At 61.9% G+C, this 15,704-nt stretch carries 14 protein-coding genes; 11 read left to right on the top strand and 3 right to left on the bottom strand.

Translation table 11 applies throughout. The annotated features are described in order from the left end of the window. Positions 1-10: 10 nt before the first annotated feature. The 3 genes from PspCFBP13528_RS09240 to PspCFBP13528_RS09230 form a co-directional block, all read right to left on the bottom strand. Positions 11-382, bottom strand: coding sequence for a translation initiation factor Sui1 (locus PspCFBP13528_RS09240; protein WP_057724111.1), 372 nt, complete (start codon positions 380-382; stop codon positions 11-13). Between the two features lie 88 nt (positions 383-470). Next, positions 471-1,007 carry an NUDIX domain-containing protein gene (locus PspCFBP13528_RS09235; protein ID WP_065951438.1) on the bottom strand — a complete coding sequence of 179 codons (537 nt, stop codon included), beginning with the start codon at positions 1,005-1,007 and terminating at the stop codon, positions 471-473. A gap of 2 nt (positions 1,008-1,009) precedes the next feature. Then, the gene (locus tag PspCFBP13528_RS09230; protein WP_065951439.1) at positions 1,010-2,077 is read right to left on the bottom strand and encodes a DUF2333 family protein; all 1,068 of its coding nucleotides are present in this window, start codon (positions 2,075-2,077) and stop codon (positions 1,010-1,012) included. A 299-nt stretch (positions 2,078-2,376) separates the two neighbouring features. On the opposite strand from PspCFBP13528_RS09230, the gene PspCFBP13528_RS09225 reads away from it, so the two are divergent. The 11 genes from PspCFBP13528_RS09225 (at position 2,377) to purD (ending at position 15,659) form a co-directional block, all read left to right on the top strand. After that, positions 2,377-4,047 (top strand): PleD family two-component system response regulator, encoded by a 1,671-nt coding sequence (locus tag PspCFBP13528_RS09225; protein ID WP_065951440.1) that lies wholly within the window; start codon positions 2,377-2,379, stop codon positions 4,045-4,047. Positions 4,048-4,100: 53 nt separating this feature from the next. Continuing rightward, the gene (locus PspCFBP13528_RS09220) at positions 4,101-6,062 is read left to right on the top strand and encodes a methyl-accepting chemotaxis protein (RefSeq protein WP_101218858.1); all 1,962 of its coding nucleotides are present in this window, start codon (positions 4,101-4,103) and stop codon (positions 6,060-6,062) included. A gap of 232 nt (positions 6,063-6,294) precedes the next feature. Beyond that, complete coding sequence (gene aroQ, locus PspCFBP13528_RS09215; protein ID WP_065951442.1) at positions 6,295-6,750, top strand: type II 3-dehydroquinate dehydratase; 456 nt, start codon at positions 6,295-6,297, stop codon at positions 6,748-6,750. A 24-nt stretch (positions 6,751-6,774) separates the two neighbouring features. Next, positions 6,775-7,236 carry an acetyl-CoA carboxylase biotin carboxyl carrier protein gene (accB, locus tag PspCFBP13528_RS09210; protein WP_065894602.1) on the top strand — a complete coding sequence of 154 codons (462 nt, stop codon included), beginning with the start codon at positions 6,775-6,777 and terminating at the stop codon, positions 7,234-7,236. Positions 7,237-7,253: 17 nt separating this feature from the next. Further along, entirely contained in the window at positions 7,254-8,615 is a 1,362-nt protein-coding gene (gene accC / locus PspCFBP13528_RS09205) for an acetyl-CoA carboxylase biotin carboxylase subunit (RefSeq protein WP_003188188.1), read from the top strand. 294 nt (positions 8,616-8,909) lie between these two features. After that, complete coding sequence (gene prmA / locus PspCFBP13528_RS09200) at positions 8,910-9,788, top strand: 50S ribosomal protein L11 methyltransferase (RefSeq protein ID WP_065951444.1); 879 nt, start codon at positions 8,910-8,912, stop codon at positions 9,786-9,788. 30 nt (positions 9,789-9,818) lie between these two features. Then, positions 9,819-11,024, top strand: a complete 1,206-nt coding sequence (locus tag PspCFBP13528_RS09195) for a DUF3426 domain-containing protein (protein ID WP_137200037.1) — start codon at positions 9,819-9,821, stop codon at positions 11,022-11,024. 185 nt (positions 11,025-11,209) lie between these two features. After that, positions 11,210-12,223 carry a tRNA dihydrouridine synthase DusB gene (gene dusB / locus PspCFBP13528_RS09185; RefSeq protein ID WP_137200036.1) on the top strand — a complete coding sequence of 338 codons (1,014 nt, stop codon included), beginning with the start codon at positions 11,210-11,212 and terminating at the stop codon, positions 12,221-12,223. Beyond that, entirely contained in the window at positions 12,220-12,540 is a 321-nt protein-coding gene (gene fis, locus PspCFBP13528_RS09180) for a DNA-binding transcriptional regulator Fis (protein WP_003221275.1), read from the top strand. The genes dusB and fis overlap by 4 nt, the downstream gene beginning before the upstream one ends. An 81-nt stretch (positions 12,541-12,621) precedes the next feature. Continuing rightward, the gene (purH, locus tag PspCFBP13528_RS09175) at positions 12,622-14,229 is read left to right on the top strand and encodes a bifunctional phosphoribosylaminoimidazolecarboxamide formyltransferase/IMP cyclohydrolase (protein WP_065951447.1); all 1,608 of its coding nucleotides are present in this window, start codon (positions 12,622-12,624) and stop codon (positions 14,227-14,229) included. Between the two features lie 137 nt (positions 14,230-14,366). Further along, the gene (gene purD, locus PspCFBP13528_RS09165) at positions 14,367-15,659 is read left to right on the top strand and encodes a phosphoribosylamine--glycine ligase (protein ID WP_065951448.1); all 1,293 of its coding nucleotides are present in this window, start codon (positions 14,367-14,369) and stop codon (positions 15,657-15,659) included. Positions 15,660-15,704: the final 45 nt, after the last annotated feature.

The following is a 15,704-nucleotide window of genomic DNA, read 5'->3' as shown; positions in this document are numbered from 1 at the left end:
GAAGAGGCTTTCAGCCGCCGGACTTCTTGGCCTTGTAACCGAGCTTGATCAGCTCGGCCAACAGCAGTTCGACATGCTCGCCCTGGATCTCGATGACCCCGTCTTTCAACGCGCCACCGGTGCCGCAGCGCTTTTTCAGCGTGGTGGCAAGTTCCTTGAGCGCCTCTTCGGCCAGCGGCACGCCGGTGATGGTGGTCACCGTCTTGCCGCCACGGCCTTTGCTCTCGCGGCGTACGCGGGCAATGCCGTCGCCTTCGGGAATCAGGGTTTGTTTGCAGGTGCACGAATCCACGGGCTGACGGCAGTCCGGGCAGTGTCGACCTGCATCGGTGGAAAATACCAGGCCACCCAAGGCGGCGAAGGATGCGGCTTTCTTGGCCACCGGCAATCCTCTAGGGGATGAAAAGTGGCGCAGTGTAACGGCAAAAAGCCAAGTTGCTAAGGGCCAAATGGCGCCATTTCATGCAACTTTAGCGACGCAACGCCAGATAGCGCCGCAGGCCTTCTTGCGCGTCCGGGCAGTAAGGCTTGTGTTTGGCCTCGCTCAACACCGTTTCAATCGGCAGGAAGCGCGCTTCCATGACTTCTTCGGGCTGCAGGCACAGGGGCCCGTCCCATACCGCCGAGTAGGAGGTGCACCAAAGCCTGCTGTCGCCGTCTTCGAAATAGAAATGGTCATGTTCGATCAATTCCACGCCGCTGACGCCAAGCTCTTCTGCAAGTTCACGGGCCGCCGAATCGGCATAGGTTTCCCCTGCCGCTACCATCCCGCCCGCTGCCGTGTCCCAGAAACCGGGATACAACGCTTTGCTCAGGGTACGCCGATGCACACACAGCTCGCCCCTGGAGTTGAACAGGAAGATAAAGGTGCAACGGCCAATCAGCCCGCGCTGGCGCAGGTCGGACCTTACGAGGGTACCGAGCGGGTTGTCGTGTTCGTCAACCCACTGGATCAGTTCAGCATCGGAGGCTACCCGGTGGGCGGCCTCCTTTTGAGTAGCGTCCATCATCAACCCTGGTTGAGGAGCTGACGCAAATCGATCACTGCAGCGTTGGCCCGGGAAATGTAGTTGGCCATCACCAGCGAGTGGTTCGCCAGTACGCCGAAGCCACTGCCATTGAGAATCATGGGGCTCCACACCGGCTCCTGCGAGGCCTCCAGCTCACGAATGATCTGGCGCACGCTGACCGTGGCGTTTTTCTTGGCCAGCACGTCGGCAAAGTCGACCTCGATGGCGCGCAGCAGATGGGACAGCGCCCACGCCTGGCCACGGGCCTCATAGAACACGTTGTCGATCTGCATCCATGGGGTCTCGACCACTTCTTCATCGACCTGGGGCACTTCACCCGGCGCCAGCGCTTCGGTTTTCAGCGCGGTGTTCAGCTTGACCCGGCCCACGCTGGCCGACAGACGCTGCGACAGCGAACCCAGACGGGTGGCGACATCGCCCAGCCAGTTGTTCAGGTTGTCGGCGCGGGCATAGAACAGCGCACCCTTCTGATTCGGGTCGGACAGGCGTGCTTCGTAGCGACTCAGGGAATTGATGCCTTCCTGGTATTCCGACTCGCTGGACGGCAGCACCCAGCTCTTGTTGTCAAAGTTGAAACGCGGCTCGGCCTTGGCCAGGTCAGCGTCTTCAGCCGACTGCGACTGGGAACGGGCGAAATCCTTGCGCAGGGCGCGGGTCAGGTCGCGTACCTGCACCAGCACGCCGTACTCCCAGCTCGGCATGTTGTCCATCCACAGGCCTGGCGGGAAGCGATCATTGGAAATGTAGCCACCGGGCTTGTCCAGCAAGGTACCCACTACGTTTTTCAGGGTTTCGACCGTGGTGTAGCCGATCACCATCTGCTTGCCTTCCTTCTCGGCGGCAAGCTGGGCGTTTTGCTGGACCGGAAACAAGGCCGGCTCCTGGCTCCAATACCAACCCAGGCCACCGGTGACCAGAAGGTACAAGCAGATCACGCTGAGCAAGGCGCGGCTCATCAGCAGGTTGCGAACGTAGCTGCGGTTGGCCGACTTGGGCTCAGGGGCGGGGCCTTTGGCACTGCCTTCACGGTTTTTCCAGTCCAGCATGGCGATATCCTTTCAATCACTTGAGTTCATGCACATCAATTGTCCGGGTGCGGTCAAACACTCCGACCACAACCCTACCCCATCGTGCCCATCGGTGCGGCGCTTTTAAACCAAACTGGCGCATACCCGAGGGTGGACTATAAAGGATGCACGCCTTTTACACAGCGCGACCACAAGGTCAAAAAATGAATACCGCAGACGCGTACTTAATTGACGTATGACACTCATGCAATAGAAAAAGAGATGCTAGCATAGGGCCACTAGTCGACCTCAGCATGCACCTTCACAGTAGTCAGGATATGACCGAGTCAGAAGACCCCAGCCGCGAGCGTCTCAAGCAGCATTTTGCCCAGCGGGTAATTCATCAGGCACGTCAAATTCTTGAGATCTGGCAGCGCCTGCAGCGCAGCGAATGGTCGAACGCCGACTTCTCCGAGCTCAGCGAAGCCACTCTGCGCCTGCTGCGCTTTGCCGAGCGTTTCGAACAGCCCGAGCACCGCCAACTGGCCCAGCACATTGGCGAGTCCCTCAAGGCCGTGGACGAAAACCGTGGCCGCCTGAGCAGTCACCTGATCACCGAGCTCAACCGTTTGATGCAGCGCCTGTCGCGTACCGGGCTGCGTCAGGGCGATCAGCTTGAGCAAACCCAGCTGCCGCCGATGCGCAAGCCGATCTACGTGATGCTGGCCGACCACGACCGCGCCGAACGCCTGGCCAAGCAGCTGGAATTTTTTGGCATGAGCGCGCAGTCCCTGGACAGCGTCGCAGCGTTTCGCGCCTCCATGGCCGAGCGCCTGCCGTCGGCCATCGTGATGGACGTCGACTTCTGCGGCACCGGGCTGGGGCTAAAACTGGCCGCCGAAGCCCAGCAGGGCCTGGAGCAAAAGCTGCCGCTGCTGTTTTTCAGCCTGCATGAGACCGACACGCCGACGCGTCTGGCCGCCGTGCGCGCCGGTGGCGAAGAATTCCTCACTGGCACGCTGGAAGCCTCGAGCCTGCTGGAAAAGATCGAAGTGCTGACCTGCGTCGCTCAATATGAGCCGTATAAGGTGCTGATCATTGACGACTCCCGCGCCCAGGCGTTGCACACCGAGCGCCTGCTCAACAGCGCCGGCATCGTCACCCGCACCTTGATCGAGCCGATCCAGGCCATGGCCGAGCTGGCGGACTTCCAGCCCGACCTGATCATCCTCGACATGTACATGCCCGCCTGCACCGGCACCGAGCTGGCCAAGGTGATTCGCCACAACGACCGCTATGTCAGCGTGCCGATCATCTACCTGTCGGCCGAAGATGACCTGGACAAGCAGCTCGATGCGATGAGCGAAGGCGGTGACGACTTCCTGACCAAGCCGATCAAGCCGCGCCATCTGATCACCACCGTGCGCAACCGCGCGGCGCGCGCGCGCAATTTGAAGGCGCGGATGGTGCGCGACAGCCTGACCGGGCTGTACAACCACACGCATATCCTGCAATTGCTCGAAGACTGCAGCTTCCGCGCCCGTCGCGAAAACAAGCCGCTGAGCTTCGCCATGCTGGATATCGATCACTTCAAGCGGGTCAATGACAGCCACGGTCACCCCATGGGCGATCGCGTCATCAAGAGCCTGGCCTTGTTCCTCAAGCAGCGCCTGCGCAAGACCGATTACATCGGCCGCTATGGTGGTGAGGAATTTGCCATCGTGATGCCCGACACCGACCTCGAATCGGCCTGCAAAGTACTGGACGACATTCGTGGGCGCTTTGCGGAAATCCACTACCCGGCTCAGCCACAGGACTTATGGTGCACCTTCAGTGCCGGGCTGGTGGAACTGTGCGACGGCTCCGACAGCCTGATGATGGCCGCCCAGGCCGACGAGGCGCTGTACCGTGCCAAGCATGCGGGACGCAACCGCGTGCAGGCGGCTCGCCCATCAAAGCAAAGTGCCATCTTTTCACCGGAATTCACTGATTCGGTCATAACGTTGTAATGGAAACGCAATAACTTCAGGCACCTATCTTTTGCTGTCGGTTGAAACCACGCATGCGCCTGAAGCTGCTGACCAATCTCAATACCCTTCTTCTGGTTGCCGTGTGCCTGGCACTTGGCGCGACGCTATGGTGGTCGCAACGGGCGCTGGAGCGCCCGTACCTGTTGATGGAGCGCTATCTGGGGCTGTCCCAGGTCTTTGAGAACCAGGCCGCACGCAATATCGACGACTACCTGGCCAGCGGCGATGCCCTGCGGTTGAGCAGCGCCGGCCAGAGCCTGGAAAGCCTGTTGCAGCAGCTCGACTCACTGCCGCCCGAGTTGGCGCAAAGCCTGCGCCCCAGCCTCGCGGACCTGGATGCCTTCAGCAAAACCGACCTGCTCGCCGCCGGTAAGCTGGCCGGGGACCCGCAAGCCCTGCTGCTGCAAGCCGAACGCGAACTGGGGGCGAACCTGGAGCAACTGAGCCAGTACGCCGGCACGGTCGATTCTGCGGAGGCAGCGCGCTACCTGCCGCCGCTGCTGGCCGCCTCGCAACACCTGGGCAAACTGTCACTGGCGCGCGACAAACTGGTCAGCAGCGGGCGCGCCGAGCTGGCCGATGACGTCGAGCGTGAAATCGCCAACATCCGCAGCCAGGCCGACCTGTTGGCCCAGCTGCCTTTACTGGGCGTAAAGGCCAGCGCCGAATCCAGCACCGACGATTTTTCCGCCTTGATGGGGCTGCAAAACACTGAAAAAACCGAAGCGCTGGACACCGGCGTTGACCTCAAGCGTGAACTCAACGGCCTGTTGACCCGCTACCCCGCCGAACTCAAGCGCACCCGCGAACAGATCCAACAGCGCGCCGACCTTGCCGCCGCCACACACACCAAGATCACCGGTGTGCGCCAGGCCATCGCCGGCCTGGAGCCGGTGGTGCGCGCGCAACACGCCAGGATCCAGGGCGAAGTGCGCCTGATACAAGGGCTGATGATTGGCCTGATCCTGCTGATCGCCCTGTTGATCGACACCTTGCAGCGTCGCCTGGCGCGGGTGCTGACCGCCCTTGCTCCGGCGCTGTCCACTTGGGCCGAAGGCAACTTCAGCCAGCCGATCGCCTTGGGCAGGACCAACCGCGAACTGCACGATATCCAAGCCTCGCTCAACCGCCTGCGCGCTTATCTGGTGGACCTCGTCGGCACGATTCGCGGCAACGCCGAAGAAGTCGCCGGCAGCAGCCGCGCCCTTGCCGAACTGAGCAACGGCCTGCACCACGGCGCCGAACGCCAGGCCGGGGATACGGCGCAGATCCGTGACTCCCTCGGCGAACTGGAAGCGACCATCCAGCAAGTGGCGGGCGATGCCAGCCAGGCCGCTGGCGCCAGTCGCAGTGCAGGCATCGCCGTGGAACAAGGCCAGCGGGTCATCGGCCTGAGCCTGACCGGGTTGCACGCCCTGGTGGGTGAAGTGCAGCAAAACGCGCAAATGATCGAGAAACTTGCCGAAGAGTCCGCCACCATCGGCGGCGTACTCACGGTGATCCGCTCGATCGCCGAGCAGACCAACCTGCTGGCGCTCAATGCAGCCATCGAAGCCGCCCGCGCCGGTGAGGCCGGCCGAGGGTTTGCCGTGGTCGCCGATGAAGTGCGCACCCTGGCCCAACGCACAGCCGGCGCCACTGCCGAAATCCAGGGTTTGATCAGCAGCCTGCAAACCGCCGCCCACCAATCGGTGCAAGGCATGCGTGCACAAGTCGAACACGCCGAAGCCACCGCCGAGCAAGCCCAGGCCGCCGATGGCGCGCTGGACGAAATCGTCGGGGCGATCCAGACCATTTCCCAAACGGCGGTGCGCATCGCTGATGTGACGGCGCAGCAAAGCGGGGCCGTCAGTGAAATTCGCGATAACAGCGAACGCATTCACCAGCTGGGTGAGGATAACCTGCTGCGTATCGGCCAAGGGCGCAGCCAGAGCGAACACCTGCTGGTGCTGGGTGGGCAGCTCAACACGGCGGTGCAAGCCTTCCGCGTCTGACCTCCCATCCGGTGAAGATCAAAAGGTGGGAGGGGGCTTGCCCCCCTCCCACATGGGATCTCCCGCGATTTCATGACTGTATTGCCCATGACCGGATCCCAAGTCACAGTCACAAATTTTGCGCTATCCTCGCTAATCGTGCTGGCTACTGCATAGAACTGGACAGTCACAAAGGCTTTGCGGCATAGTCGCCGGGTTCTGCAGCACCTCAATCAATAACAAGGAACAGCCGATGGCGACCTTACTGGTTCTTCACGGACCCAACCTGAACCTGCTCGGCACCCGTGAACCGGGCGTGTACGGGGCAGTGACGCTGGATCAGATCAACCTCGATCTGGAACAGAGGGCCCGTGTTGCCGGCCACCATTTGCTCTACCTGCAAAGCAATGCCGAGTATGAATTGATTGATCGCATCCATGCCGCGCGCGGCGAAGGCGTGGACTTTATTCTGATCAATCCCGCCGCTTTCACGCATACAAGCGTTGCATTACGTGACGCGCTGCTGGCGGTGAGCATCCCATTCATCGAAGTGCATTTATCGAACGTGCACAAACGCGAAGCTTTCCGCCATCACTCTTACTTCTCCGATGTAGCGGTAGGAGTGATCTGCGGCCTTGGCGCCAGCGGTTACCGACTGGCCCTGGAGGCCGCCCTGGAACACGTTGAAGAACAGGCTAAACGCCCCTGACCGACCCTTGGGAGTTGATGATTCATGGATATCCGTAAAGTTAAGAAACTGATCGAACTGCTGGAAGAATCCGGTATCGACGAGCTGGAAATCAAGGAAGGCGAAGAGTCCGTACGGATCAGCCGTCACAGCAAGACCCCGGCCCAACAGTTCTACGCACCCCAGATGCAAGCACCGGCGCCAGCGGCTGCCGCCCCTGCCGCCGCCGCTCCAGCCGCAGCGCCTGCGGCCCCGGCAGCCCCGGAGCTGAACGGTTTCGTGGTCAAGTCGCCAATGGTCGGTACCTTCTACCGCACCCCGGCACCGACCTCGCCGGCCTTTGTTGAAGTGGGCAAGACCGTGAAAGTGGGCGACACCATCTGCATCGTTGAAGCGATGAAGATGATGAACCACATCACCGCCGAAAAAGCCGGCGTCATTGAATCCATCCTGGTAGAAAACGGTCAGCCGGTTGAGTACGACCAGCCGCTGTTCACCATCGTTTGAACCGCGGAGCACCTTCGATGTTGAAACCTGCGAAGAAACTGCAAAAAGTCCTGATCGCCAACCGCGGCGAAATCGCGCTGCGGATCCTGCGCGCCTGTAAGGAAGAGGGCATCAAGACCGTCGCTGTTTACTCGACGGCCGATACCGAATTGATGCACGTGAAACTGGCGGACGAAAGCATCTGCATCGGCCCGCCACTGGCCACCAACTCTTACCTGAAAGTCTCGAACATCATCGCAGCCGCTGAAGTGACTGGCGCTGATGGCATCCACCCGGGCTACGGCTTCCTCGCGGAAAACGCCGACTTCGCCGAACAGGTGGAGAAATCCGGGTTTGCCTTCATCGGCCCGAAAGCCGAAACCATTCGCCTGATGGGCGACAAGGTCTCGGCCAAGGACGCCATGATCGCAGCCGGCGTGCCTACCGTTCCCGGCTCCGACGGCCCACTGCCGGAAGACGAGGAGACCGCGCTGCGCATTGGTCGCGAAGTCGGCTACCCGGTGATCATCAAGGCCGCCGGTGGCGGTGGTGGTCGCGGCATGCGCGTGGTGCACAAGGAAGAAGACCTGATCGAGGCCGCCAAGCAGACCCGTTCCGAAGCGGGCGCCTGGTTCGGTAACCCGATGGTCTACCTGGAGAAGTACCTGACCAACCCACGTCACGTGGAAGTGCAGGTACTGTCCGACGGCCAGGGCCACGCGATCCACCTGGGTGACCGCGATTGCTCGCTGCAACGTCGCCACCAGAAGGTACTCGAAGAAGCGCCGGCACCGGGTCTGGACGAAAAGGCCCGCCAGGAAGTCCTGGCTCGCTGCGTCAAGGCGTGCATCGACATCAACTACCGTGGCGCCGGCACCTTCGAGTTCCTCTACGAGAACGGCCGCTTCTACTTCATCGAGATGAACACTCGCGTGCAGGTAGAACACCCGGTATCGGAAATGGTCACCGGTATCGACATCGTCAAGGAGATGCTCAGCATCGCCGCCGGCAACGTGCTGTCCTTCACCCAGGACGACGTGAAGATGCACGGCCACTCCCTGGAGTGCCGGATCAACGCCGAAGACCCGAAAACCTTTATCCCAAGCCCTGGCCTGGTCAAGCATTTCCACGCGCCCGGCGGCAACGGCGTACGTGTGGATTCGCACCTGTACAGCGGCTACAAGGTTCCGTCCAACTACGACTCGCTGATCGGCAAGCTGATCACCTGGGGCGCGACCCGCGACGAGGCCATGGCCCGCATGCGCAACGCCCTGGACGAAATCGTGGTCGACGGCATCAAGACCAACATCCCGCTGCATCGGGACCTGGTCCGCGATGAAGGCTTCTGCGAAGGTGGTGTGAACATTCACTACCTGGAACACAAGCTGGCCAACCAGTAAGTGCTCCACCCACCAAAGCCGCCTTCGGGCGGTTTTGTTGTTTCTGGGCCCGTATTTTTTTGAATGCACACAGTCCAACTGTGGGAGGGGGCTTGCCCCCGATTGCGGTATGTCAGTCTCAATATCTGTAACTGATCCACCGCCATCGGGGGCAAGCCCTCTCCCACCTGGCCCTGTGTATATTCTGAGCACTGCAACTCGTCAGTACTGTCGTCTTCTGCCGTTCGCTCGCGTAAACTTGCGCGCTCTCGCGGCCTACTCGCTGCACACTCATTTTTTTCAAAGGTGCCCGCCATGCCTTGGCTGCAAGTCCGTCTCGCCATCAGCCCGGAACAAGCCGAAACCTACGAAGACGCCTTCCTTGAAGTCGGCGCCGTGTCGGTGACCTTCATGGACGCTGAAGACCAGCCGATCTTCGAACCGGAACTCAACACCACCCCGCTGTGGTCCCACACCCATCTGCTGGCCCTGTTCGAAGACGGTACCGAGGCCGCCAGCGTCCTGGCCCACCTGGAACTGCTGACCGGCGGCCCGCTGCCCGAGCATCACAGCGAAGTGATCGAAGACCAGGATTGGGAGCGCAGCTGGATGGATAACTTCCAGCCCATGCGCTTCGGCCAGCGCCTGTGGATCGTGCCGAGCTGGCACGCCGCCCCCGAGCCCGATGCCGTCAATCTGCTGCTGGACCCGGGCCTGGCGTTCGGCACCGGCACTCACCCCACCACCGCGCTGTGCCTGGAATGGCTGGACGGCCAGGACCTGACCGACTGCAACGTGCTCGATTTCGGCTGCGGCTCGGGGATCCTCGCCATTGCCGCCCTGCTGCTGGGCGCCAGGGAAGCCGTGGGCACCGATATCGATGTGCAAGCGCTGGAAGCGTCTCGCGATAACGCCGGGCGCAACCACATTCCTGAAGCCAAGTTCCCACTCTATCTGCCTGAAGACCTGCCCCAGGTGCAGGCCGATGTGCTGGTTGCCAATATTCTCGCCGGGCCGCTGGTTTCACTGGCGCCGCAGTTGTCGGGCCTGGTCCGGCCGGGCGGGCGCCTGGCGCTGTCGGGCATCCTCGCCGAGCAGGGCGAAGAGGTCGCTGCCGCCTACGCTAGGGATTTCGAGCTGGACCCCATCGCCAACCGTGACGGTTGGGTACGCATCAGTGGGCGTCGGCGCTAGAATGAGCGCTTGTCTGAATCGGATGGCCGCATGACCGACAGTTTCGTCACCCAGTGCCCGCATTGCCAGTCGCGCTTTCGCGTCAACCACGCTCAGTTGAGCGTGGCCCGCGGCGTGGTGCGCTGCGGCTCGTGCCTGCAAGTGTTCAACGCCGCTCGCCAGTTGCTGGAGCAACGGGCGCAAACGCAACCTGACCACGCCCCTGCACTTGAGCCTGCCACCGAGGCACCCCGCGCCATCAGCCAAAAGCAGTGGAGCGCCGAAGAACTGGACCTGGACAACCTGGACCTGGACGAAGAACTGGCCAAACTCGAGCGCCGCGAGATTCAGCACACCCAGCCCGTCGGCGCCGAACGCCGCCAGCCGGGGGCCGACCGTCGACACAAGGACGACGCCCTCAGCGCCAGCCGCGATACGGTCAAGGCCGAGGAAGAAAAATGGGCCGCCAGTTTATTCAGTGAGCCGCTGCAAGCGCGCGACCCGTCCGCTGAAGCAGAACCGAGCGCCCGCACCGAACCGTCCATGTCCTTTCACCCGGACGATATCGACGACGAGCCGCCACTGCGCGAGGCCCCGCACGACGACGATGATTCAGACCCACCGTTCACGCCCCTGACCCCATCGGCAGACGCAACCGATGACCGTGCGCAATCGCGGCGCAAGCGAGCCCGCGCCGAGTCCGGCGCCCACGACGACCTGTTCCAGGACCTGGAAGACGACCCGCTGCACCTGTATGCGCAGAAGCGCCCTTCCGGCTGGGGCCGCCGCCTGATCTGGATCGTGCTGGTGGTGCTCGCTGCCGCCGGCCTGGCAGGCCAGTACATCGCCTACCAATTCGACGAACTGGCCCGCCAGGACGCCTACCGCCCGTGGTTCCAGCAACTGTGCCCGACCCTGGGCTGCACCGTGCCATCGCGGGTCGACATCGCCCATATCAAGAGCAGCAACCTGGTGGTGCGCAGCCACCCGGAGTTCGCCGGGGCCCTGGTGGTGGATGCGATCATCTACAATCGCGCAACCTTCTCCCAGCCCTTCCCGCTGCTGGAACTGCGCTTTGCCGACCTCAACGGCGGCCTGATCGCCAGTCGACGCTTCAAGCCCGCCGAATACCTCAGCGGCGAATTGGCCGGAGTCAGCGAAATGCCGTCGCAGGTACCGATCCACATCTCCCTGGACATCCTCGACCCAGGCAACAAAGCCGTGAATTACAGCCTGAGCTTCCATTCGCCCGAATGAAGCCACGCCGCAGCCTTGGTTTGAAGGCGGATTATTGACTGCACCGACGTCAACCAAACCGATGGCGATAAAAAAATAACTGTTCAGATTTTATCCAATTCAGCCTTTATCCAGTCATCGAGAGCGGGTATCATGCCAACCCTTTTTCGAACTCTAATGATCCGGCCCCACAACAGGGAAGTCCTATGTCGGCGGTACGCATCGGCCCATATACATTGCACAACGGCTTGATCCTCGCCCCGATGGCGGGGGTCACTGACCAGCCCTTTCGTCAGCTCTGCAAACGTTTGGGCGCGGGTCTAGTAGTCTCTGAAATGGTCACCAGCGACATGAGTTTGTGGAACACCCGCAAGTCGCGGTTGCGCATGATCCACGAAGGTGATCCCGAGCCGCGCTCGGTGCAGATCGCCGGGGGTGATGCGCAGATGCTGGCGGATGCGGCCAGGGCCAATGTGGAGCTGGGCGCGCAGATCATTGATATCAACATGGGCTGCCCGGCCAAGAAAGTTTGCAACAAGGCCGCGGGTTCCGCCTTGTTGAAAGATGAGCAGTTGGTTGCCGAGATCCTGCAGGCCGTTGTCGCCGCAGTCGATGTGCCGGTGACCCTGAAGATTCGTACCGGTTGGGACCGGGACAACAAGAATGGCCTGACGGTGGCGAAGATCGCCGAACAGGCGGGTATTGCAGCGCTGGCGGTGCATGGCCGCACCCGCGCCGACCTTTATACCGGGGAAGCCGAGTACGACACTGTTGCCGCGATCAAGCAGGCAGTGTCGATGCCGGTGTTTGCCAATGGCGATATTGATTCAGCCGAGAAAGCCCGGCGCGTGCTGCACGCAACCGGTGCCGATGGCTTGTTGATCGGCCGGGCCGCCCAGGGGCGGCCATGGATTTTCCGTGAAATCGAGCGTTTCCTGCGTACCGGCGACGTGTTGCCGGCACCGGGACTGACCGAGGTGGAACATATTCTGCTGGAGCATCTGGCCGCCCTGCACGCCTTCTATGGGGATGTGATGGGCGTACGTATTGCTCGCAAGCATGTCGGCTGGTACCTCGCCACCTTGCCGGGCGCCAAGGAATTGCGCGCTCAGTTCAATCGTTTGGATGAAACGCAGGCACAGGTCGCCACCGTTCGTGAGTTCTTCGCCGAACGTGACAAGAGCCTGGAAACAGGGGATGGAGAGGGGGTGGCCGCATGACCATGATGACCGAGACTTTAGTGAGTGGAACAGCACCCGTGAGCGACAACGTCAATTTGAAACAGCACCTCAACACGCCGAGCGAAGAAGGCCAGACCCTTCGCGGGAGTGTCGAGAAGGCGCTGCACAATTATTTCGCCCACCTCGAGGGTGCTTCCGTCACGGACGTGTACAACCTGGTGCTCTCCGAAGTCGAGGCGCCCTTGCTCGAAAGCGTGATGAACTACGTCAAGGGCAACCAGACCAAAGCCAGTGAGCTGCTGGGCCTCAATCGTGGCACCTTGCGCAAAAAGCTCAAGCAGTACGATTTGCTGTAAGCATTCAATCAAACCAGAAAGGCGCCCGCGTAAAACCGGTCGCCTTTTTTGCTGACTCCTTTGCTTTTGATGGAAATTGAGATGACCGACCAGACTACCCGCCTGCCGATCCGCCGCGCCTTGATCAGTGTTTCCGACAAGACCGGGATCCTCGAATTTGCCCGGGAGCTGGAAGCCCTGGGCGTGGAAATCCTCTCCACGGGCGGGACCTTCAAACTGCTGCAGGACAACGGCGTGGCCGCAGTAGAAGTCGCGGACTACACCGGTTTCGCGGAAATGATGGACGGTCGGGTCAAAACCCTGCACCCGAAAATTCACGGCGGCATTCTCGGCCGTCGCGGCATCGACGACGCCATCATGACCGAGCACGGCATCAAGCCGATCGACCTGGTGGCCGTCAACCTCTACCCGTTCGAAGCCACCATCAACAAGCCGGGCTGCGACCTGCCGACCGCTATCGAAAACATCGATATCGGCGGCCCGACCATGGTGCGCTCGGCGGCCAAGAACCACAAAGACGTGGCCATCGTGGTGAACGCCAGCGATTACGCCAACGTGCTCGAAAGCCTGAAAGCCGGTGGCCTGACCTACGCCCAGCGTTTCGACCTGATGCTCAAGGCGTTCGAACACACCGCCGCCTACGACGGCATGATCGCCAACTACATGGGCACCGTGAACCAAGCGGCCCAAACCTTGAGCACAGAAGGCCGCAGCCAGTTCCCGCGCACCTTCAACAGCCAGTTCATCAAGGCCCAGGAAATGCGCTACGGCGAGAACCCGCACCAGAGCGCGGCGTTCTACGTGGAGGCAAACCCGGCCGAAGTCGGCATTGCCACCGCGACCCAGCTGCAAGGCAAAGAGCTGTCCTACAACAACGTGGCCGACACCGACGCCGCGCTGGAATGCGTGAAGAGCTTCGTCAAACCGGCCTGCGTCATCGTCAAGCACGCCAACCCGTGCGGCGTGGCCGTGAGCCCGGACGCTGAAGGCGGGATCCGCCAGGCCTACGAACTGGCCTACGCCACCGACACCGAATCGGCGTTCGGCGGCATCATTGCCTTCAACCGTGAATTGGATGCCGAGACCGCCAAGGCGATTGTCGAGCGCCAGTTCGTCGAAGTGATCATCGCGCCAAGCGTCAGCGAAGAGGCACGCGCCATCGTCGCGGCCAAAGCCAATGTGCGCCTGCTGGCCTGCGGTGAATGGTCGGCTGACCGCGCCGCTGCCTGGGACTACAAGCGCGTCAATGGCGGCCTGCTGGTACAGAGCCGTGACATCGGCATGATCGGCAGCCAGGACCTGAAAGTGGTGACCAAGCGCGCACCGACCGAGCAAGAGATCAACGACCTGATCTTCGCCTGGAAAGTGGCCAAGTACGTCAAATCCAACGCCATCGTCTACGCCAAGAACCGCCAGACCATCGGTGTCGGCGCCGGCCAGATGAGCCGTGTGAACTCGGCGCGTATCGCCGCGATCAAGGCTGAACACGCCGGCTTGCAGGTGGTGGGTTCGGTGATGGCTTCCGATGCGTTCTTCCCGTTCCGTGATGGCCTGGACAATGCCGCGAAAGCCGGCGTGACCGCCGTGATCCAACCGGGTGGTTCGATGCGTGATGCTGAAGTCATCGCCGCCGCTGATGAAGCCGGTATTGCGATGGTGTTCACCGGCATGCGCCACTTCCGCCACTGATCCAAATGTGGGAGGGGGCTTGCCCCCGATGACAGTGTGTCAGGCAACTGATCCTTAGCTGACACACCGCAATCGGGGGCAAGCCCCCTCCCACATAAAGCGTTCCTGCGACGCCTACAGAATTTGAGGTTTTTGAAATGAATGTTTTGATCATTGGCAGCGGTGGCCGCGAACACGCCCTGGCCTGGAAAGTTGCCCAGGACCCACGTGTCCAGAAAGTCTTCGTTGCGCCCGGCAACGCCGGTACCGCCACTGAAGCCAAGTGCGAAAACGTCGCCATCGACGTGCTGGCGCTCGAGCAACTGGCGGACTTTGCCGAAAAGAACGTCTCCCTGACCATCGTCGGCCCGGAAGTGCCGCTGGTGGCTGGCGTCGTCGACCTGTTCCGCAGCCGTGGCCTGGATTGCTTTGGCCCGACCGCCGGCGCCGCTCAACTGGAAGGCTCGAAAGCCTTCACCAAGGACTTCCTGGCGCGCCACAAGATCCCGACCGCCGACTACCAGAACTTCACCGAGATCGAGCCGGCCCTGGCTTACCTGCGTGAAAAAGGTGCGCCGATCGTGATCAAGGCCGACGGCCTGGCTGCCGGTAAAGGCGTGATCGTCGCCATGACCCTGCAGGAAGCCGAGGACGCCGTGCGCGACATGCTCGCCGGCAACGCCTTTGGGGATGCCGGTTCGCGCGTGGTCATCGAGGAATTCCTCGACGGCGAAGAAGCCAGCTTCATCGTGATGGTCGACGGCAAGAACGTACTGCCGATGGCCACCAGCCAGGACCACAAGCGCGTCGGCAACGGCGACAGCGGCCCGAACACCGGCGGCATGGGCGCTTACTCCCCGGCGCCGGTGGTCACCCCCGAGGTGCACCAGCGCGTCATGGACCTGGTGATCTGGCCGACCGTGCGCGGCATGGCCGACGAAGGCAACGTCTACACCGGCTTCCTCTATGCCGGCCTGATGATCGACAAAGCCGGCAACCCGAAAGTCATCGAGTTCAACTGCCGCTTTGGCGACCCGGAAACCCAACCGGTGATGCTGCGCCTGCAATCAAGCCTGGTGCTGCTGGTGGAGGCCGCGCTGGCCCAGGCCCTGGACAAGGTCGAAGCACAGTGGGACCCACGCCCGAGCGTCGGCATCGTGCTCGCGGCCGGCGGTTACCCGGCCGATTACGCCAAGGGCGATGTGATTGAGGGCCTGGACGCGGCCGCTGCGCTGGAAGGCAAGGTGTTTCATGCTGGCACTGCGTTGAAGGACGGCAAGGTCGTCACCGCCGGCGGCCGCGTACTGTGCGCCACCGCGATGGGCGCCAGCGTCGACGCCGCGCAGCAGCAAGCGTACACGCTGGCTGCGAAAATCGACTGGAAAGGCTGCTTCTACCGCACCGATATCGGTTACCGCGCCATTGCCCGTGAACGCGGCGAGAACAACTGAGTAGCTATCCGTTCGGGTAGGTAAGGGCCTCTGGCCCTTGCCGTA

The organism is Pseudomonas sp. CFBP13528 (assembly GCF_005233615.1).
GTDB classification, from domain to species: Bacteria; Pseudomonadota; Gammaproteobacteria; order Pseudomonadales; family Pseudomonadaceae; genus Aquipseudomonas; species Aquipseudomonas fluorescens_AM.
The sequence above is the reverse complement of the archived record's forward strand: the minus strand, read 5'-3'. Positions and strand labels throughout refer to the sequence as shown.

Excerpts from the sequence above, each read along its gene's own strand:
- accC (WP_003188188.1), top strand. The coding sequence starts at position 7,254 with ATGTTGAAACCTGCGAAGAAACTGCAAAAAGTCCTGATCGCCAACCGC.
- PspCFBP13528_RS09195 (WP_137200037.1), top strand. The coding sequence starts at position 9,819 with ATGACCGACAGTTTCGTCACCCAGTGCCCGCATTGCCAGTCGCGCTTT.
- PspCFBP13528_RS09235 (WP_065951438.1), bottom strand. The coding sequence starts at position 1,007 with ATGGACGCTACTCAAAAGGAGGCCGCCCACCGGGTAGCCTCCGATGCT.
- prmA (WP_065951444.1), top strand. The coding sequence starts at position 8,910 with ATGCCTTGGCTGCAAGTCCGTCTCGCCATCAGCCCGGAACAAGCCGAA.
- purD (WP_065951448.1), top strand. The coding sequence starts at position 14,367 with ATGAATGTTTTGATCATTGGCAGCGGTGGCCGCGAACACGCCCTGGCC.
- aroQ (WP_065951442.1), top strand. The coding sequence starts at position 6,295 with ATGGCGACCTTACTGGTTCTTCACGGACCCAACCTGAACCTGCTCGGC.
- accB (WP_065894602.1), top strand. The coding sequence starts at position 6,775 with ATGGATATCCGTAAAGTTAAGAAACTGATCGAACTGCTGGAAGAATCC.
- PspCFBP13528_RS09220 (WP_101218858.1), top strand. The coding sequence starts at position 4,101 with ATGCGCCTGAAGCTGCTGACCAATCTCAATACCCTTCTTCTGGTTGCC.
- fis (WP_003221275.1), top strand. The coding sequence starts at position 12,220 with ATGACCATGATGACCGAGACTTTAGTGAGTGGAACAGCACCCGTGAGC.
- purH (WP_065951447.1), top strand. The coding sequence starts at position 12,622 with ATGACCGACCAGACTACCCGCCTGCCGATCCGCCGCGCCTTGATCAGT.
- PspCFBP13528_RS09225 (WP_065951440.1), top strand. The coding sequence starts at position 2,377 with ATGACCGAGTCAGAAGACCCCAGCCGCGAGCGTCTCAAGCAGCATTTT.
- dusB (WP_137200036.1), top strand. The coding sequence starts at position 11,210 with ATGTCGGCGGTACGCATCGGCCCATATACATTGCACAACGGCTTGATC.
- PspCFBP13528_RS09230 (WP_065951439.1), bottom strand. The coding sequence starts at position 2,077 with ATGCTGGACTGGAAAAACCGTGAAGGCAGTGCCAAAGGCCCCGCCCCT.